This window comes from Kitasatospora sp. NPDC057015 (assembly GCF_042673745.1).
Lineage (GTDB): Bacteria > Actinomycetota > Actinomycetes > Streptomycetales > Streptomycetaceae > Kitasatospora.
In genome coordinates this window covers 102,285-120,750 of record NZ_JBHUSG010000016.1, presented here as the reverse complement: position 1 = coordinate 120,750, position 18,466 = coordinate 102,285, and the positions used below count along the sequence as shown (strand labels likewise).

At 73.5% G+C, this 18,466-nt stretch carries 15 protein-coding genes and 1 tRNA gene; 5 read left to right on the top strand and 11 right to left on the bottom strand.

Annotated features, from left to right (window positions below):
* Nucleotides 1-37: 37 nt before the first annotated feature.
* The gene (locus ACFTWP_RS17875) at nt 38-676 is read left to right on the top strand and encodes an alpha-ketoglutarate-dependent dioxygenase AlkB (protein ID WP_380265520.1); all 639 of its coding nucleotides are present in this window, start codon (nt 38-40) and stop codon (nt 674-676) included.
* An 86-nt stretch (nt 677-762) separates the two neighbouring features.
* On the opposite strand, the gene ACFTWP_RS17870 is transcribed toward ACFTWP_RS17875, so the two are convergent.
* The 4 genes from ACFTWP_RS17870 to ACFTWP_RS17855 form a co-directional block, all read right to left on the bottom strand.
* Nucleotides 763-835 (bottom strand) — tRNA-Glu (locus tag ACFTWP_RS17870).
* Between the two features lie 226 nt (nt 836-1,061).
* Nucleotides 1,062-2,729: an amidohydrolase gene (locus tag ACFTWP_RS17865; RefSeq protein WP_380265519.1), complete on the bottom strand. Its 1,668-nt coding sequence runs from the start codon at nt 2,727-2,729 to the stop codon at nt 1,062-1,064.
* Nucleotides 2,726-4,141, bottom strand: coding sequence for an APC family permease (locus ACFTWP_RS17860; protein WP_380265518.1), 1,416 nt, complete (start codon nt 4,139-4,141; stop codon nt 2,726-2,728). Before ACFTWP_RS17860 ends, ACFTWP_RS17865 begins: the two co-directional genes overlap by 4 nt.
* A 154-nt stretch (nt 4,142-4,295) precedes the next feature.
* Nucleotides 4,296-5,300 (bottom strand): Lrp/AsnC family transcriptional regulator, encoded by a 1,005-nt coding sequence (locus ACFTWP_RS17855; protein WP_380265517.1) that lies wholly within the window; start codon nt 5,298-5,300, stop codon nt 4,296-4,298.
* A gap of 182 nt (nt 5,301-5,482) precedes the next feature.
* Here ACFTWP_RS17855 and ACFTWP_RS17850 point away from each other — a divergent pair, with 182 nt between their 5' ends.
* On the top strand, nt 5,483-6,064 hold the full coding sequence (locus ACFTWP_RS17850) for a TetR/AcrR family transcriptional regulator (protein WP_380265516.1): 582 nt from the start codon (nt 5,483-5,485) through the stop codon (nt 6,062-6,064).
* 258 nt (nt 6,065-6,322) lie between these two features.
* Nucleotides 6,323-7,084, top strand: coding sequence for an SDR family NAD(P)-dependent oxidoreductase (locus tag ACFTWP_RS17845; protein ID WP_380265515.1), 762 nt, complete (start codon nt 6,323-6,325; stop codon nt 7,082-7,084).
* A 109-nt stretch (nt 7,085-7,193) separates the two neighbouring features.
* On the opposite strand, the gene ACFTWP_RS17840 is transcribed toward ACFTWP_RS17845, so the two are convergent.
* Nucleotides 7,194-8,840: an amidohydrolase gene (locus ACFTWP_RS17840; protein ID WP_380265514.1), complete on the bottom strand. Its 1,647-nt coding sequence runs from the start codon at nt 8,838-8,840 to the stop codon at nt 7,194-7,196.
* 75 nt (nt 8,841-8,915) lie between these two features.
* Nucleotides 8,916-10,433 (bottom strand): APC family permease, encoded by a 1,518-nt coding sequence (locus ACFTWP_RS17835; protein WP_380265564.1) that lies wholly within the window; start codon nt 10,431-10,433, stop codon nt 8,916-8,918.
* Between the two features lie 250 nt (nt 10,434-10,683).
* Between ACFTWP_RS17835 and ACFTWP_RS17830 the strand changes: the two genes are divergently transcribed.
* Nucleotides 10,684-11,400: a TetR/AcrR family transcriptional regulator gene (locus tag ACFTWP_RS17830; protein WP_380265513.1), complete on the top strand. Its 717-nt coding sequence runs from the start codon at nt 10,684-10,686 to the stop codon at nt 11,398-11,400.
* A 90-nt stretch (nt 11,401-11,490) separates the two neighbouring features.
* Here ACFTWP_RS17830 and ACFTWP_RS17825 read toward each other — a convergent pair whose 3' ends face one another.
* Genes ACFTWP_RS17825 through ACFTWP_RS17805 form a run of 5 tightly spaced genes read right to left on the bottom strand, consistent with a single transcriptional unit; the run spans nt 11,491 to nt 17,152 of the window.
* Entirely contained in the window at nt 11,491-12,258 is a 768-nt protein-coding gene (locus ACFTWP_RS17825; RefSeq protein ID WP_190210701.1) for a 3-oxoacyl-ACP reductase, read from the bottom strand.
* A gap of 4 nt (nt 12,259-12,262) precedes the next feature.
* The gene (locus ACFTWP_RS17820; RefSeq protein WP_380265512.1) at nt 12,263-13,639 is read right to left on the bottom strand and encodes an aldehyde dehydrogenase family protein; all 1,377 of its coding nucleotides are present in this window, start codon (nt 13,637-13,639) and stop codon (nt 12,263-12,265) included.
* A gap of 11 nt (nt 13,640-13,650) precedes the next feature.
* Nucleotides 13,651-14,361, bottom strand: coding sequence for a gamma-glutamyl-gamma-aminobutyrate hydrolase family protein (locus tag ACFTWP_RS17815; RefSeq protein WP_380265511.1), 711 nt, complete (start codon nt 14,359-14,361; stop codon nt 13,651-13,653).
* Nucleotides 14,358-15,713 carry a glutamine synthetase family protein gene (locus tag ACFTWP_RS17810; RefSeq protein WP_380265510.1) on the bottom strand — a complete coding sequence of 452 codons (1,356 nt, stop codon included), beginning with the start codon at nt 15,711-15,713 and terminating at the stop codon, nt 14,358-14,360. Before ACFTWP_RS17810 ends, ACFTWP_RS17815 begins: the two co-directional genes overlap by 4 nt.
* Nucleotides 15,710-17,152: an amino acid permease gene (locus ACFTWP_RS17805; RefSeq protein ID WP_380265563.1), complete on the bottom strand. Its 1,443-nt coding sequence runs from the start codon at nt 17,150-17,152 to the stop codon at nt 15,710-15,712. The genes ACFTWP_RS17810 and ACFTWP_RS17805 overlap by 4 nt, the downstream gene beginning before the upstream one ends.
* Nucleotides 17,153-17,532: 380 nt before the next feature.
* Here ACFTWP_RS17805 and ACFTWP_RS17800 point away from each other — a divergent pair, with 380 nt between their 5' ends.
* Nucleotides 17,533-18,279, top strand: coding sequence for a FadR/GntR family transcriptional regulator (locus ACFTWP_RS17800; protein WP_380265509.1), 747 nt, complete (start codon nt 17,533-17,535; stop codon nt 18,277-18,279).
* The last annotated feature ends 187 nt before the right edge of the window (nt 18,280-18,466 follow it).

The window sequence follows — 18,466 nt, the reverse complement described above, 5'->3', positions numbered from 1 at the left end:
CGCGCACCTGTTCGATTTCGGGCGTAGACTCGGTGCCATGACCATCCAGCTCCAGGCCAGCCTCTTCGACGAGGCGGACGAGATCGGACTGAACCCGCTCGCCGCCGTCCGTCGAACGGTGCTCGGACACGGCGCCTGGATCGACGTACTGCCGGGCTGGCTGACCGGCGCCGACACGCTGTTCGAACAACTGGTCGCGGACGTCCCCTGGCAGGCCGAGCAGCGGCAGATGTACGAGCGGGTGGTCGCGGTGCCCCGTCTGCTGGCGCACTACCGGGAGGGGCGGGAGCTGCCGCACCCCGTCCTGGCGCGGGCCCGCTCGGTGCTCAGCGCGCACTACGCGGCCGAACTCGGGGAGCCCTTCGTCAGCGCGGGGCTCTGCTACTACCGGGACGGCCGGGACAGCGTCGCCTGGCACGGGGACCGGATCGGGCGGGGCGACCGGGAGGACACCATGGTCGCGATCGTCTCGGTGGGCGAGCCGCGGGCCCTGCTGCTGCGTCCCCGGTTCGGCGGCGCCGCGGCGGGCGGGACGGTGCGGCAGCAGTTGGGCCACGGGGATCTGCTGGTGATGGGCGGGTCGTGCCAGCGCACCTGGGAGCACGCCGTCCCGAAGACGGTACGGCCGGTGGGTCCGCGGATCAGCATCCAGTTCCGACCGCGCGGAGTGAGCTGACGCGCGGAGTGACCCGACGGGCCGAGCGAGCCGACGGATCGGTGCGCCGGCAGCCGGCCGGTCGGCCGGTCGGCCGGGGAAAGAATTGGAGCGCCGGGCCCGATTCGAACGGACTCTTCCTACTGAAAGTAGGACGTGCTCCACCAGCACCACCGACGCATTGCCGAAGATCGAACTCCGGCGGAACGAACATTACCAGCTCATCGGACTGACTCGATCCCGCGGCCCCCGCCCACCGGTGGACCGGGCGACGACCCGACGGGCGGCCGGAGCGACCGGCCCGGCGAAGCCGTCGGTCGAAGCAGCCGGTCGAAGCAGCCGGTCGAAGCAGCCGGCGGCGGCGCGACGGCAGGACGAGCCTGCGCACCGCCGCCGGCCCGTGCGGTCACCCCGCCCGGTGGACGATCTCCCCGCCGACGACGGACAGCTCCACCCGGGCGTCCAGGATCGCCTTCGGCTCCCGGTCGAACAGGTCGTCGGAGAGCAGCACCAGGTCGGCGAGCTTGCCCGGCGTCAGCGAACCCAGCTCGTCGTCCAGGAAGTTGGCGTACGCGCTGCCCAGCGTGTAGCCGCGCACGGCGGTGGCGAGGTCCAGCGTCTCCTGGGGCATCCAGGGGTCGCCGCCGCCCAGGCCGCGCCGGGTGACGGCGGTGTACAGGCCGATCAGCGGGTCCATCTCGGCGACGTTCCAGTCGCTGGAGAGGGCGAGGGTGGCGCCCGCCCGGTGCAGGCTGCGCATCGGCCAGGCCTTGGTCCAGCGCTGCTCGCCGACGGCCTCCGCCCAGTCCCGGCCGGGGCCGGCGATGTCGGGCGAGCAGTGCCGGGGCTGCATGCAGGCCACCACGCCGAGTTCGGCGAACCGGGACACGTCGGCCGGGTCCAGGCACTCCACGTGCACCACCTGGTGCCGGGCGTCGCGCGGGCCGTTGACCCTGCGGGCGTGCTCGACGGCGTCCAGGACGGTGCGGATGCCGCGGTCGCCGGTGGCGTGCACGAAGGCCTGGAAGCCCGCCGCGTCCAGACCGGCCAGCACCTCCGCGAACTCCTCCGGCGGGTAGAAGGTCTCGCCGCGGTGGCTGTGGTGCCCGGCGTAGGGCTCCAGCAGGGCGGCCGTGTGCGGCTCCACCACGTCGTCGATGTAGAGCTTCAGCGGGCCGACCCGCAGCCGGTCGGAGGTGTACCGGCGGCTCACCTCGGCGAACTCGGCGAGTTCGGCGGCGGTGGTGCCGCGCGGGTGGAAGAGGGCGGCGACCAGGCGCGAGCGGAGCCTGCCCTCGGCCATGGCGCGCTCGAACAGGGCCAGGTCGTCCAGCGAGTTCTGCGGTTCGACGACGGTGGTGATGCCGTACCGGGCGGCCATGTCCAGGCTGCTGAGCAGCCGCCCGTACTGGCGGTCCGGGGCCGCCCAGGGCACGCCGGCGGCGCGCAGCGCCCGGTGGCCCGCGCGGGAGAGCCCCTTGACCGCGAAGTCGGTGAGGAACCCGGTGGGCTCGCCGGTGGCAGGGTCCTTGCGGACGGTGCCGTAGGGCAGTTCGGTGGTGTCCCGGGTGATGCCGAGCCGGTGCAGGGCGGCCGTGTTCAGCCAGGCGGTGTGCACGTCGTAGCTGAGGACGAAGGCCGGCCGGCCGCCGGTGAACGGGTCGAGGTCGGCCGCGGTGGGCATCCGGCCGCCGGGGATCGCGGAGTAGTCGAAGGCCTCGCCCTCGATCCAGTCGGCCTCGGGGTGGGTGCGCAGCCGCTCGGCGATCCGGGCACCGATCTCGGCGAGGGTGGCGGCGCCGGCGAGCTGGACGCAGTCGGCGTCGGAGCCCAGGCGGACGTGGTTGTGGCTGTCGACGAAGCCCGGCAGGACCAGCCGGCCGCGGGCGTCCACCAGGTCGGTGTCGGGGCCGGCCAGTTCGCGCCAGTCGTCGCCGTCGCCGATCCAGGCGATCCGCCCGGCTCGGACGGCGACCGCCTCGGCCCGCGGCCGGGCGTCGTCGACGGTGTGGACGTGGGCGTTGTGCACGATGAGGTCGGCGGGGCGGCTCGTACGGCCGGCGGGGCGGTTCACGCGTTCTCCGGGAGGGGGGCGGGGGCGGGGGTACCGGGCTGTGCGTCGAGGTCGGCGGGCAGGGTGAGCACCCAGTGGGTGGCCCGGCGCGGGCGCAGGTAGCCGAACCAGTAGGCGACGCCGACGAGCAGCACCGCGCCGGTGATCAGCAGGTCGCGTGCGCTCTGCTGGGTGAGCGAGTACGCCAGCGCACCGATGGTGACCAGCGGGATCACCGGCCAGAGCGGCATCCGCCAGGCCGGGGTGGCGCGGTGACGGGCCCGGCGGGCGGTGAGGGCGGCGCAGCCGAGCAGCAGGTAGATCACCGCGACGACGACGCCGGTGAAGCCGAGCAGGGCGTCGATCGGGACGGCGAGGGCGAGGACGATGCCGGGCACCCCGATGGCGAGGGTGGCGACCCAGGGCGAGCCCCAGCGCGGGTGCAGGCTGCCGAGTGCGCGGTTCACCGGGTCCGGCCAGGTGCGGTCGCGGGCGGAGGCGTAGAGCACCCGGCCGTTCTGCAGGACCATCACGATGACGGCGTTCAGGATGGCCGCGGCGATGCAGAGGCTGATGAAGGTGCCGACGGTGCTGCCGGCCCAGGAGTCCACGACGGCGACGAGGTCGCCGGTGGCGAGCATGTCGGCGGAGTCGACGCCCAGGCAGATCGCGGCGACCGGGACGGTGATGAGGGCGACGCCGGCCAGCAGGGACCACAGGACGGTGCGGGCGACGGTGCGGCGCGGGTCGCGCAGGTCCTCGGAGAGGTACACGGCGGTGCCGAAGCCGTTGTAGGTGAAGAGGGCGACGGCGAGCCCGGAGATCAGCAGTGCGGCGGTGAAGGGACTGGTGCCGCCCTGGCCGTCGGGCACCACGGCGTGGACCAGGGTGGAGACCGGTTGGCGCACGTGCAGGAAGCCGAGGACGCTGACGACCGCCGCGGCGAGCACCTCGATGCCGAGGAAGATGCCGGTGATCAGGGCGTTGGACTTGATGTCGAGGACGCCGACGGCGACGGCCAGCGCCATCACCGCCGCACCGGCCACCGCGGGGTCGACCGAGACCACGGAGGAGAGGTAGCCGGCCGTGCCCAGGGCGATGATCGGCGGGATGACCAGGAGGGACACCAGGGAGATCACGAAGACCAGCCAGCCCGCCGGCCTGCCGAGCAGCCGCCCGACGATCGAGTACTCGCCGCCCGCGCTCGGGACGAGGGTGCCGAGCTCGGCGTAGCAGCAGCCGACGCCGAGCGAGAGCAGCGCGGCGATCAGCAGGGTCAGGACGGCGCCGCTGCCCTGGCTCTGCAGCAGGGGCGGGACGACGATGAAGAGCGAGGAGGCGGGGGTGACGCAGGAGAGCGTGAGCAGGACGCCACCGAAGACGCCCAGGGAGCGCGGCAGCGCCGTGAGGTCCGGCTTGGGGGATTCGTTCATCAGGCACCCGGACTCGGTAGGCGGTGGGGGTGCCGGCCATTCAACGCGTGGCGAAAAGATCGCGTCAAGGCCTACTGGTTAACTTTTCGCCTTCCGAGGCCGATCTGTTCTCTGTTTCATAGGGCAATGATGCTTGCGGCAAACGATATGCCGGTCAGAGCGGCAGATCGTAGGTGTAGGACTCCTTGACGATCTCCAGGTGGTACCAGGACTCCAGCCGGACCACGCCCTCGGACGCACGCAGGGCGTCGAGGCCGGCCAGCAGCGCCGGGCGGTCGCCGGCGTCCACTCCGCAGACCACGTCGAAGCGGCCGTAGCCGGCCGCCGCGTAGTTCACCCCGGGCAGGCGGGCGACCGCCGCGGCCGCCGCCACGGCACCCCCGCGCACGGTGAGACCGACGCCGACCGCCTCCCGGACACCAACGGCCCGGGAGTCCACCAGTCCGGTCACATGGACGGCTCCCGTCTGCAGCAGCCGCAGCACCCTCGCCCGGGTGGCCGGCTGGGAGAGCCCGATCCGCTCGGCCAGCGCGGCGAACGAGGCCCGGCCGTCGGCCTGCAACAGGCCCAGCAGCGTACGGTCCACCTCGTCCACGACCGGCCACCGCGCCGCGGCGGGACCGGCCGCGGGACCGTTGGCGGGATCGGCCACGGGATCCGTCGTGGGCAGGCCGTCGGCGGCGAGGGGGGCGGCGGACAGGGGGGCGGCGGCGAGGGGGGCGGCGGCCGGCGAGTAGGCGTCGCGGACCAGCCGGGTGCAGCGGAAGACCTCGATCCCCCGCACACCGGGCGCCGACCGCAGCACCGCGAACTCCCGCTCCAGCGCGGCCTCGTCCGCCACCCGCAGCTCGGCCACCACCGATCGCGCACCCGCCGTGCAGGACACGAAGCTGGTCGACCGGCGGGCCGCCGCCGCCTCGGCGGCCGGGCGCCCCGGCCCCTCGACGTCCAGCGAGACATGGGCGACCGCCCCGAGGCCGACCACCCACGGACGGACGATTCCGACCACCCGGACGGTGCCCGACTCCAGCAGCCGGTGCACCCTGGCCCTGGCCGCCTCTCGGGAGACGCCCAGCAGTTCGGCGAGCCGCTGGTAGCTGACCCGGCCGTCCTGCTGCAGCTCGCGGACGAGCGCGGCGTCGAACGCGTCCAGCATCATGGTCACTCCCCTTGCCGGCCGGCCCCGCCCGTCCGGCCGCCCGCCTGTCGCGCGGCCCGCGCCCGCGGGGCGGCGGCCCGGTACCCGATAGCGGATACCCGGCGATCGTACCCAGCCCCGGTCTCGGGCCCGGGGGCTTGCTTTCTTGACCGTTCGTTCCAGAGAGTACTAAGGTCCCTTCCGTGGCCCGCACCAAGGAATTCGACCCCGACGCCGTCCTGCAGGCAGCCCTCCGACTGTTCTGGCAGCACGGTTACGAAGCGACCTCGATGAGCGACCTCGTCGAGCATCTCGGCATCGGACGCGCCAGCATCTACGCCACCTTCGGCAGCAAGCACCAGCTCTACCTCCGGGCGCTCGACCGGTACGGCGAGCTGACCGACCCCCGCCTGCTGGACGAACTGTCCCAGCCCGGGGCCGTCCTGCCGGCCGTCCGGGCGCTGGTGCGCAGGTTCGCCGACGAAGCCTCCTCCGAGCAGCGGACCATGGGGTGCTTCGTCACCAACACCGCCGCCGAGCTGGCCTCCCACGACGCCGAGGCGGCCCGCCGGGTCGAGGCCAGCTGGGACCACCTGGAGACCCTGCTGCACTCCGCGCTCGTACGGGCGGCCGCCCGGGGGGAGCTGCCGGGCGCGCGGGACCCGCGGGCGCTCGCCAGACTGCTGATCGTCCTGATGCAGGGCATGCGGGTGGTCGGCAAGGCCAGCGCGGACCCGGCCCGGGTGCGGGACGCCGCCGAACAGGCGCTCGCCCTGCTCGACTGAGCCCGCCGGCACCCGCCGCGGGTGCCGACGCATCCGGACCGGACGACACGCCACCCGGAACGGAGGCGCCCTCCGCCCTCATATTGGACCGATCGGTACACTATGAGGTCGACCGGGCGGGCGGCGCCCGGCCGAACGGTGCCGCCCGTCGCGTTCCTCCGACCATCGCTTTCCCTCCGACCATCGCGTTCCGAGACATCGCCTTCCGACCACACCGCGTACCGACCACACCGCGTTCCGACCAAGGGGAGACTCACCATGACCACTCGATTCGCCGGCCGGACCGTCCTCGTGACGGGTGCGGGCTCCGGGCTCGGCCGCTCCATCGCCCTCGCGTTCGCCGCCGAGGGCGCGCGGGTGGCGGTGGCCGGCCGGGGGGCCGCGCCGCTCGCCGAGACCGTCGCCCTGATCGAGAAGGAGGGCGGCACCGCGGCCGCCTTCACCGCCGACGTCAGCCGGTCGGCGGATGTCCGGGCACTGGTCCGGCAGACCGTCGAGGAGTTCGGCGGCCTCGACGTCGCCGTCAACAACGCGGGCGTCTTCCGCGGCGGTCAGGCGCTCGGCGACCTCCCCGAGGAGGACTGGCACACCCTGCTCGACGTCAACGTGACCGGCGTCCTGCTGTCGATGCAGGCCGAGATCGCCCACATGCGCGCGAACGGCGGCGGGGCGATCGTCAACATCTCGTCCAACCTCGGCACCCACCAGCGCCGGGCCGGCACCGGCGCCTACGCCGCCACCAAGGCCGCGGTCACCGCCCTCACCCGCAGTGCGGCCCTCGACCACACCGGCGACGGCATCCGGATCAACGCCGTCAGCCCGGGCCCCTCGGACACCTCCATGTCGCTGCTCCCCGGCGAGAGCCCGGCCGAACGCGCCGAGCGGATGCGGGACCAGTCCCCGCTCGGCCGGGTGTCCTCGGGCGAGGAGGTCGCCGCCGCCGTCCTCTACCTCGCCTCGCCGGCCGCGGCCTCGGTGGTCGGCGCCGACCTGGTGATGGACGGCGGCGCCTCGGCCTGACCCGAGCAGCCTCGCGGCGGGTGGCCGAAGCCCGGGCCGGGGGCCGGGAGCCGGGAAATCGGCTTCCCGGCCCCCGGCCCCGCGCTCCTGCGCCGGTTGCGCCGCGCCCTCAGCTGCTCGCGTGCACCAGTCGGCCGCCGACGTAGGTGCGCTCGACCCGCGCCTCGCCGATGGCCTGCGGCGGGGCCGTGAAGATGTCACGGTCCAGGACGACCAGGTCGGCGAGGTAGCCCGGCCGCAGGCTGCCGGCCTCGTCGAGGCCGTTCACGTGGGCGGAGCCGGCCGTGTAGGCGGCGAGGGCGGTCGCGAGGTCGAGCCGCTGCTCGGGCAGGAACACCCGCTCCTCGGCGCTCTCCGGCAGCCTGCGGTTCACCGCCACGTGGATCCCGGCCAGCGGGTCGGGGCTGCTGACCGGCCAGTCGCTGCCCGCCGCGAGGGTCGCGCCGGCGCGCAGCAGGTCGCCGAACGGGTACTGCAGGGCCGCGCGCTCCGGGCCGAGGAAGGGGATGGTCAGCTCGTCCATCTGCGGCTCGTGGGCCGCCCAGAGCGGTTGGATGTTGGCGATCGCACCGAGCCGGGCGAAGCGCGGGAGGTCCGTCGGGTGGACGACCTGGAGGTGCGCCAGGTGGTGGCGGGTGTCGCGGCGGCCGTTGACGCGGCGGGCGGCCTCGACGGCGTCGAGCGCCTCGCGGACGGCGCGGTCGCCGAGCGCGTGGAAGTGCACCTGGAAGCCCAGCGCGTCCAGCGCGACCACGTGCTCGCACAGGGCGGACGGGTCGACGAAGCTCAGCCCGCTGTTGGCGGTGGCGCAGCCGCAGCCGTCGAGGTAGGGGCTGGTCATCGCGGCGGTGAAGTTCTCGGCGATCCCGTCCTGCATGATCTTCACCGACCGGGCCCGGAACCGCCCGTGCTCCAAGTTGGCCTGGCGCTCCACGAGTTCGGGGATCTGCTCGGCGCCGCGGCCGCGGTCCCACCAGAGTGCGCCGGCCACCCGGGCGGTCAGACTGCCGTCGCGGGCCGCGGCCAGGTAGGCGTCGGACGGGTCCGGCTGGCCGTTGAACACGCCGAGCAGGGCGTCCTGCCACCCGGTGATGCCGAGCGAGTGCAGCAGCCGCTGGGCGCGCAGCAGGCCGGCCAGCCGCTCGGCGGCGCCGGTCGGCGGGACGAGCCGGGCGACCAGGGCGGTGGCGCCCTCCTGGAGCACGCCGCTGGGGGTGCCGTCCGGCTCGCGCTCGATCCGGCCGTCGGCGGGGTCGGGGGTGTCGCGGGTGACCCCGGCCAGCTCCAGGGCGCGGGTGTTGGCCCAGGCGCCGTGGTGGTCCCGGTTGACCAGGTAGACGGGCCGGTCGGCGACCACCTCGTCCAGCTGCTGCCGGGTGGGCAGGCCTCCGGCGAAGCTCTCCATGGACCAGCCTCCGCCGGTGATCCACTCCCGCTCGGGGTGCGCCCCGGCGTAGGCGGCGATCCGGCTCCGGTACTCCGCCACGCCGGTCGTGCCGGTGAGGTCGCACTCCCCCAGCTCGACCCCGCCGAAGACGGCGTGCACGTGCGCGTCCTGGAAGCCCGGGATCAGCAACCTCCCGCGCAGGTCGACCACTTCGGTCCTCGGACCGATCAACTCCCGTACCTCGTCGTGTCCGACGGCGGTGATCCGCTCGCCGGTCACCGCCAGGCTGCTCGCCCGGGTGCGGGCCGGGTCGCCGGTGTGGACGGGGCCGCCGGTGAACACCAGGTCGGCATGGGTGGAACTGCTCATGGATGTCGGTCCGTTCGTTCGGTGCAGACGATGCGGACGGTGCGGGCCGGCGGTCGACCGGCCCGCACCGCGGGTTCAGGCCGCGGGGGCCGGGGTCAGGTCGGCGGCCTCGGCATCCGTTCCGCGGCCGGTGGTGAAGTAGGGGGACTTGCGGACCCAGCGGGCCCAGGCCGCGGCGACCAACCCGGTACCGATCATGAGCACCGGCCCGAGGAGCTGGAACCAGCCGTTGTCGGCGCTGAGTTCGAAGTGGTCGGCGGAGGTGTAGAACGACCAGGCGAGGTAGCCCCCGAGCGCGACCAGCACCAGCGCGCTGACCAGCGGCGCCACCACGGCCCGCAGCGCCTGCGCCGGCGCCTCGCGCAGCAGGTGCCGGAAGCGGACGGCCGCGGCGGTTCCGGTGAGCGCGTAGTAGAAGGCGACCACGATGCCGATGGAGTTGACGGCGGCGCCGATCAGGTCCGTCACGGTGGGGATCACCAGGCACAGCAGTGCGATCGCGGCGGCGACGGCCGCGACCAGCAGGGTGCCGGCCGCCGGGGTCCCGTACCGCGGGTGCAGCCGGGTCCAGACCGGCCCGAGGGTACGGTCGCGGCCCATCGCGAAGTTGCCGCGCGCGGTGGGGATGACGGCGGCCTGCAGGGAGGCCACGGCGGAGAACGTCAGGGCGATCAGCGGCAGCGCGGCCAGCGGTTGCTGGGCGAGCCGATGCCCGAAGTAGGTCAGCCCCTGGGCCCCGTTGTCCACCAACTCGCCTACCGGCAGGACGCGTTGGAAGGCGGTGCCGGCCAGCAGGAACACCGCCAGCACGGCCACCAGGGCGAGCGTGCCGGCCCGGGAGGCGTCCCGCGGGTGGCGGACCTCCTCGCCCACGCTGAAGACCGACTCGAATCCCCAGTAACAGAACACCATCAGCACCATGCCCTGGGCCAGCGCGGAGAGCGAGGGGATGGCGAACGGGTCGTACCAGGACAGCGAGAACGGCTGGTCGCCGGCGAAGAGGCCGTAGCCGCAGAAGCCCAACAGCACCAGGTACTCGAAGACGAGCAGGTACTTCTGCAACCGGGCCGCCAGGCCCACGCCCCGGACGGCGACCAGGGTCGCGGCCAGCAGGACCAGCAGGCCGATCAGGGTGGTCTGCACGGTGGAGTCCGGGTCCAGGGTGAGCCCCGCCAGCTCGTGCAGGCCTGCCTCGCCCAGGAGTTGGAGGAGCGCCGACCCGGTGATCGCGGTGGTGTAGGCCATGAAGACGATGCTGCCGACCAGGTTCACCCAGCCGGTGAGGAAGCCCAGCCAGGGGTTGAGGATGCCGCCCACCCAGGTGTAGGCGTTGCCGGCGTTGGGCTCCACCCGGTTCAGCCGGGCGTAGCCGCTCGCGATGCCGAGGACCGGCAGGAAGGCGAGCAGGGTGACGGCGGGCAGGTGCAGGCCGACCACGCCCGCGGTCAGGCCGAGGCCGACCCCGACGCTGGAGGTGGCCGCGATGCTGGAGGCGGCGATCACCACGCCGTCCCCGACCCCGAGTGACTTGCGCAGACCCGGGCGCACGGGCCCACCGCCGCCCTGCGGGGCTCTCGCCCCGTCGTTCGCCATGGATGCCAACGGACCACCACCTTGATCGACCGGAGCCTCGGACGGGCTCCGTTGGCAGGAATGAAACGTCCTGCGTCCTTCACACGTCAATGGCGTTGTCGTAAGGTGTCGGCACGGTGACCGGGCCGGAGCGGTCCGCGGGCGGCCGCACTCGGCGGTACGGACCGGCCCGCGAGCAGGCGGACCGGTGAGCAGCGGGACCGTGTGCACGGGCGGCCGGTTCGGACGAGCGGTTGGAGGGAGCACCCCGATGGGTGAACGCGTGGTTCCGGAGCCGCAGCGCCGACGTAGGCGCCCGACCAAGCAGGGCACCGTGCTCTCCGCGGAGGCGATCGTCGCGACCGCGCTGCGGCTGCTCGGACAGCACGGCTCCGAGGCGCTCACCGTCCGCCGGCTCGGCGCCGCCCTCGGGGCCGACCCGAGCGCGATCTACCGGTACTTCCGCAACACCGACGACCTGCTGCTCGCCATCACCGACGAGCTGATCGCCGTCGCCCAGCAGGGCTGGCAGGCGACCGGGGACTGGCAGGCCGACCTGCGGGAGATCGGGCGGCGGATCCACCGCGCCTACCAGCTGCACCCGCAGACGGCCATGCTGGCCGCGTACCGCACCACCGGACGGGCCCACGAGATCGGGGCCGTGGAGGTGATCCTCGGCGTGCTGCGCGACGGCGGGTTCCCCGACGCCGAGGCGGTACGGATCTACCACGCCTTCGTCGACCAGGCCCTGGCCTTCGCCGCCCTCGACGCGGCGGCCAGCGCCCTCCCACCGGCCGCCCGGCAGGCCGACGAGGGCGTGTGGCGGGAGACGTACGCCCGCCTGCCCGCGCGGAGCCACCCGCACATCGCCGCCACCGCGCCGCTGCTGGTGGCCGAGATGAGCACCTCCGGGTACCCGCCGGCCCTGGAGCTGCTGCTGGAGGCCGCCGCGGCACGTCTGGCACGGCTGCGCCGCCCGGCGGGGTGAGCGCTGCGCCCGGCGGGGTGGACAGGACGCCCGGCGGGGCAGCACGACGCCCGGACCGCTGCGCGCGGTCCGGGCGCCGTCCGTCCCGGGCTACTGCGGGGTCACGTACGCCCCGGAGATGCCGCCGTCCACCAGGAAGGTGTTGGCGGTCATGAAGGAGGAGTCGTCGCTGGCCAGGAAGGCGACGGCGGCCGCGATCTCGTCCGGCTCGGCGAAGCGCCCGAGCGGGATGTGGACGAGCCGGCGGGCCGCGCGCTCCGGGTCCTTGGCGAACAGCTCCTGCAGCAGCGGGGTGTTGACCGGGCCGGGGCAGAGCGCGTTGACCCGGATGCCCTCCCGGGCGAACTGCACGCCCAGCTCGCGCGACATCGCCAGCACGCCGCCCTTGGAGGCGCTGTAGGAGATCTGCGAGGTCGCCGCACCCATCACCGCGACGAAGGAGGCGGTGTTGATGATCGACCCCTTGCCCTGGCGCTGCATGTGCGGGATCGCGTACTTGCAGCAGAGGTAGACGCTGGTCAGGTTGACGTCCTGGACCCGCTTCCAGGCCTCCAGGCCGGTGGTCAGGATCGAGTCGTCGTCGGGCGGCGAGATGCCGGCGTTGTTGAAGGCGATGTCGAGGCGGCCGTACTCGGCCACGGCCCGCTCGTACATCTCGCGCACGGCGTCCTCGTCGGTCACGTCGGCCTGCACGAACAGGCCGCCGACCTCCTCGGCGGCGGCCTTGCCGGCCGCGGCGTCGATGTCCACGCAGACCACCCTGGCCCCTTCGGCGGCGAAGCGCCGGGCGGTCGCGAGGCCGATTCCGCTGCCCGCGCCGGTGATGACGGCCACCCGGCCGTCGAGTCGCTCGGTCATGGCGTTACTCCTCCGTGGAGATGAAGACGTTCTTGGTTTCGGTGAAGGCGTGGAGGGCGTCCGGGCCCAGCTCACGGCCGAGCCCGGACTGCTTGAAGCCGCCGAACGGCGTCGAGTAGCGCACCGAGGAGTGCGAGTTGACGGACAGGTTGCCCGCCTCCACCCCGCGCGCCACCCGCAGCGCCCGGCCCACGTCGCGGGTCCAGATCGAGCCGGACAGGCCGTAGTCGGTGGCGTTCGCGATCCGCAGCGCGTCCTGCTCGTCGCGGAACGGAACGACGGCGACCACCGGCCCGAAGATCTCCTCGGTGAACGCCGGCGCGTCGTGGCCGACGGGCGACAGCACGGTGGGCGGGAACCAGAAGCCCGGCCCGTCCGGTGCCGTGCCGGTGAAGGCGACCTGGGTGTCGGCGGTGACGTAGGACGCCACCCTGGCCCGGTGGGCGGCCGAGATCAGCGGGCCCATCTCGGTCTTCTCGTCACTCGGGTCGCCCACCCGCACCCCGCGGACGGCCGGCTCCAGCAGGGCCATGAACTCCTCGAACACGCCCGCCTCGACGAGGATCCGGGAGCGGGCGCAGCAGTCCTGCCCGGCGTTGTCGAAGACGGCGTACGGCGCGGTGGCGGCGGCCTTGGCGAGGTCGGCGTCGGCGAACACGATGTTGGCGCTCTTGCCGCCGAGTTCGAGGGTGACCGGCTTGACCTGCTGGGCGCAGCCGGCGGCGATGCCCTTGCCGACGGCGGTGGAGCCGGTGAACACGACCTTGGCCACGTCGGGGTGGGTGACGAACCGGTGGCCGACGACCGGGCCGCGGCCCGGCAGCACCTGGAGGACGCCCTCGGGAATCCCCGCCTGCAGGGCGAGTTCGGCCAGCCGCAGGGCGGTGAGCGGGGTCAGTTCGGCGGGTTTGAGGACGACGGTGTTGCCGGCGGCGAGGGCCGGGGCCAGGCCCCAGGCGGCGATCGGCATCGGGAAGTTCCAGGGCACGATGACGCCGACCACGCCGAGCGGTTCCTGGAAGGTCACGTCCAGGCCGCCGGCGACCGGGATCTGGCGTCCGAAGAGGCGTTCGGGTGCGGCGGCGTAGTACTCGATGACGTCGCGGGCGTTGCCGGCCTCCCAGCGGGCGTTGCCCACCGTGTGGCCGGCGTTGGCGACTTCGAGGGCGGCGAGGTGGTCGCGGTCGGCGTCGACGGCGGCGGCGAAGGCCCGCAGCAGCCGGGCGCGGTCCGCCGGGGCGACCCTGCGCCAGCCGTCGAAGGCGCGCCTGGCGCGGGCGACGGCGGCGTCGGTCTCGGCGAGGCCGGCCATCTCCACCGTCCGGATCACCTCCTCGGTGGCGGGGTTGACCACCTCGAAGAGGTCCTGGTCCGAACTCACGGTGCTGTCTCCTAGGGGGTGGTGGCCGTGGCAGCGGTGACGAACGCCTCGAAGAGGCGGGGGTCGGAGGGATCGGTCTCGGGGTGCCACTGCACGCCGAGGGCGAAGCGGTGGTCGGGCAGTTCGACGGCCTCGACGGTCTCGTCGGAGCTCCAGGCCGCGGGCAGCAGCCCGCCGCCCAGCCGGTCGACCGCCTGGTGGTGGTAGCAGGCCACCTTGGCGGTGCGGCCGAGGATCCCGGCGAGCCGGGTGGCGGGGCGGATCATCACGGCCTGGGTGCTGAAGGTGGCGGGGGCGAGCTGGTGGTCCCGGTCGCCGACCCGGTCGGGCAGGTGCTGCACCAGGCTGCCGCCGAGGGCGACGTTCAGCAGTTGCATGCCCCGGCAGATGCCGAGCACCGGGAGGTCCCGCTCCAGGGCGCCGTCCAGCAGGCCGAACTCCCAGCTGTCGCGCAGCGGGTGGGGGTCGCCGGTGCTGGGGTGCGGCTCCTCGCCGTACCTGGCGGGGTCGATGTCGGGCCCTCCGGAGAGGAGCAGGCCGTCCAGCCGGTCCAGCAGGCGGCCGGTCGCACCGCTCTGCGGGGGCAGCAGGACGGGCGTGGCGCCGGCCCGGGCGACGGCGTCGACGTAGTTCTGCGGCAGCAGGGCCGCGCTCTGCTCCCAGACGCCCCAGGCGGCCCGGTCGAGGTAGCTGGTGATCCCCACCAGCGGCCCGCCGGTCACAGCCGCTCGAATCCGCGCCGGCGCTCCCAGTCGGTCACCGCCGCGTCGTAGGCGGCGAGTTCGACCCGGCCGGCGTGCGTGTAGTGGCGGACCACGTCCTTGCCGAAGGCGAGTGCGGCGGCCTCGCTGTGCTCGAAGGCCTCGACCGCGTCGCGCAGCGTGGCGGGCACCCTGGGCGCGTCGGAGCCGTAGGCGTTGCCGGTGAACTCCGGCTCCAGTGGCAGCTGGTGCTCGATCCCGTGCAGTCCGGCCGCGATCAGCGCGGCCACCGCGAGGTACGGGTTGACGTCGCCGCCGGGCACCCGGTTCTCGAACCGCAGCGAGGCGCCGTGGCCGACCACCCGCAGCGCACAGGTGCGGTTGTCACGCCCCCAGGCGATCGCGGTGGGCGCGAAACTGCCCGGCACGTACCGTTTGTAGGAGTTGACGGTCGGAGCGAGCAGCAGCGCGAAGTCCGCCAGGCAGGCGAGCTGCCCGGCGAGGAAGTGCTCCATCACCGGGGAGAAGCCGTGCGCCCCCTCCCCCGCCATCACCGGCCGGCCGTCGTCCTCGCGCAGGCTCAGGTGGATGTGACAGGAGTTGCCCTCGCGCTGGTCGTACTTGGCCATGAAGGTGAGGCTGACGCCCTCCTGGGCGGCGATCTCCTTGGCCCCGGTCTTGTACACCGCGTGGTCGTCGCAGGTGCGCAGCGCCTCGTCGTACTTGAAGGCGATCTCGTGCTGGCCGAGGTTGCACTCGCCCTTCGCCGACTCGACGGTGAGCCCGGCGCCGGCCATCCCGTTGCGCAGCCGGCGCAGCAGCGGCTCCACCCGGGAGGTCCCGAGGATGGAGTAGTCGACGTTGTACTGGTTGACCGGGGTGAGCCGGTGGTAGTCCCGCTCCCAGGCCTGCTCGTAGCTGTCCTTGAAGACGATGAACTCCAACTCGGTTCCGGCGTAGGCGTGCCAGCCGTAGGCGGCGAGGCGTTCCAGCTGTCGGCGCAGGATCTGCCGGGGCGAGACGGTGACCGGCCGGCCGTCGTGGTGGGTGACGTCGCACTGGACCATCGCGGTGGCGGGGTGCCAGGGGACGGCCCGCAGGGTGCCGAGGTCGGGGGTGAGCACGAGGTCCCCGTAGCCGCTCTCCCAGGAGGAGATCTCGTAGCCGTCCACGGTGTTCATGTCGATGTCGACGGCGAGCAGGTAGCCGCACCCCTCGGCGGAGTTGGGCACGACGTCGGTGAGGAAGTACTCGGCGGCGACGCGCTTTCCCTGCAGGCGTCCCTGCATGTCGGTCATCGCCAGGACGACGGTGTCGATGGCACCCTCGGCGACACGGGCGCGCAGCTGCTCCAGGGTCAGGCGCGGACTCATCGGATCTCCAGTTCGGCTTCCAGGGCGGCGAGTTCCTCGGGCGTGCCGGTCACCTTGGGGCCGGTGAACCAGTGCCGGGCGGAGACCAGCCACCAGAGGCCGGCGAAGCCGAGGACCACGGCCACCGCGACGGGGGTGTAGTTGAAGCTGAGGGCGGTGACCGGGCTGACGGTGGGGAGCATGAACAGCACCGCGATCACCGCGGTCCAGCCGACGGCCACCATGCCGATCGGCCGGCTCCACCGGCCGAGGTGCCAGGGCCCGCGGGCGAAGGCCTCGCCCTGGCGCAGCCGCAGGAACACCGGGATGACGTAGGCGATGTAGAGGCCGATCACCGAGACGGAGGTGACGGCCGCGTAGGCGGTGGTGTTCCACAGGGCCGGCAGGCCGAGCAGGAAGGCCCCGCCGGCGGCGAGCCAGACGGCGCTGGTGGGGGTCTGGGTACGGGGGTTGATCCGGTGCCAGAGCCGGGAGCCGGGCAGTGCGCCGTCCCGCGAGAAGGCGTAGATCATGCGGGAGTTGGCGGTGACGGAGGCCATGCCGCAGAAGAACTGGGCGCCGATCACGATGACCAGCAGCAGCTTGGCGCCGGTGTCGCCGATGGCGTCGATGAAGATCTGGGCGGGCGGTACGCCGGTGGAGCTGGTGAGGGCCCCGTCGTAGTCCTGGATGGCGAAGGTGAGGCCGAGCAGCAGCACCCAGCCGGCGACCAGCGAGACCAGGACGGAGTTGACGATGCCGCGCGGGCCGGAGCGGGCGGCGTCCCTGGTCTCCTCGGTCATGTGGGCGGAGGCGTCGTAGCCGGTGAGGGTGTACTGGGCGAGCAGCAGGCCGAGCATGGCGACGTAGAACGAACTGTGGAAGCCGGTGTTGTTGACGAACTTCGTGAGGACGAAGGAGGCGGAGGCGTGGTGGGAGGGCACCAGGACGAGGACGCCGACGATGATCGTGACGCCGGCCAGGTGCCACCAGACGCTGACGTTGTTGAACAGGGCGACGAGTCGGACGCCGCGGGTGTTGAGCAGGCCGTGGACGAGCAGGATCACCGCGAAGACCGTGACGGTGTGCCCCGGGGTGGCCGCGAAGCCGAACTGCATCTCCAGCAGGGCGTTGGCGAAGGTGGCCGCGCCGTAGTCGACGCCGGCGGTCACCGCGACCTGCCCGAGGAAGTTGAACCAGCCGGTGAACCAGGCCCAGGCCGGTCCGCGGGAGGGGGCGAGTTTCGCCGCCCAGTAGTAGAGGCCGCCGGCGGTGGGGTACGAGGAGCAGATCTCGGCCATGGCGAGGGCGACGCAGAGGGTCATCAGGCCGACCACGGGCCAGCCCCAGGTGATCATCGCGGGGCCGCCGGTGTTCAGGCCGAAGCCGTACAGGGTGAGGCAGCCGGAGAGGATCGAGACGATCGAGAAGGAGACCGCGAAGTTGGAGAAGCCCGACATCGAGCGGGCGAGCTCCTGGGTGTAGCCGAGCTCGCGCAGGCGCCGCTCGTCGGAGGACAGCTCGCTCGGGGCGGGGGCCGCCGGGGCGAGGGCGGCGGCGGGGGTCGCCGGGGAGGGGATGGCCGAGGGGCCGGCCGGACCTTCCGGTGCGGCTGCCGGAAACACCGGTGTGCCAGGGTGGTCGACGGGTGAGGGTTCGGGAGACATGCGCACCCCTTGGGGGTTCGGTGGGGATCCGAAACGTGCGCCCACAGCGCTGTGGCGGCCAATGGACTGAAACCAGACCATTGGCGTAGTGCGCATGGTTCACCCTGCGGCTCCACCGCGTCAAGGGGACCTGCCGACCGACCGCCCGACCCGTACCTCGGTACGATTCCGGAGTGGACCTGGCGGGCGGGCGCGACGCGCGGACGGACTGGCGGGGCGGCGCGATCTTCCGCCCCGTCCGCACCGGCAATGCCTTCGAGGAGACGGTCGAGCGGATCCTGGAGGCCATCAAGCTCGGCGTCCTCGCCCACGGCGACCGCCTCCCGGCCGAACGGGAGCTCGCCACCCGGCTGAACGTGAGCCGCGAGACGCTGCGCGAGGCGATCCGCTCCCTGCAGCTGGCCGGTTGCGTGGAGTCACGGCGCGGTCGCTACGGCGGCACCTTCGTCACCTACCGGCTGCCCCCGCCGGACCTCGGCGAGCTGCGCCGGGCCGTCCAGGACATGGGCGCCGAGCTGGAGGACGCCCTCACCTACCGGATGGTGCTGGAGACCGGCGCCTCCGAGCAGGCCGCCCGGCGCCCGCTCACCGAGGAGCAGCGCGACTACCTGCGCGAGCGCCTCGCCGAGCTGGAGAGCGCCCCACCCGAGGAGTACCGGCAGCTGGACTCCCGGTTCCACCTGGCGATCGCCGAGCTGACCGGCTCGCACACGTTGGCGGCCGGCATCGCCGAGAGCCGGATGCGCCTGAACGACCTGCTCAACGCGATACCGATGCTGGAGCGGAACATCGACCACGCCTCGGAGCAGCACCGCACGATGGTGGAGACGATCCTGGCTGGGGACGCGGAGGGCGCCCGGCGCTCCACCGAGGAGCACCTGGAGGCCACGGCCGCCCTGCTGCGCGGATTCCTCGGCTGACGCCCGCCGGGCCCGCGCAATCCTCGGGCCGAGTCGGGGGTCGGGGCCGGGCGGGAGGCGGGCGGGGGCCCGCCGGGCCCGGCCGGCGGCACCCGCCGGAGCCGCCCCGCGGACGCCCCCGGAAGCGGAGTGACCCGAGTCACTCCATCGATGCGTAACGCCCGGGGCTCTGGGAACGATTAGTCGA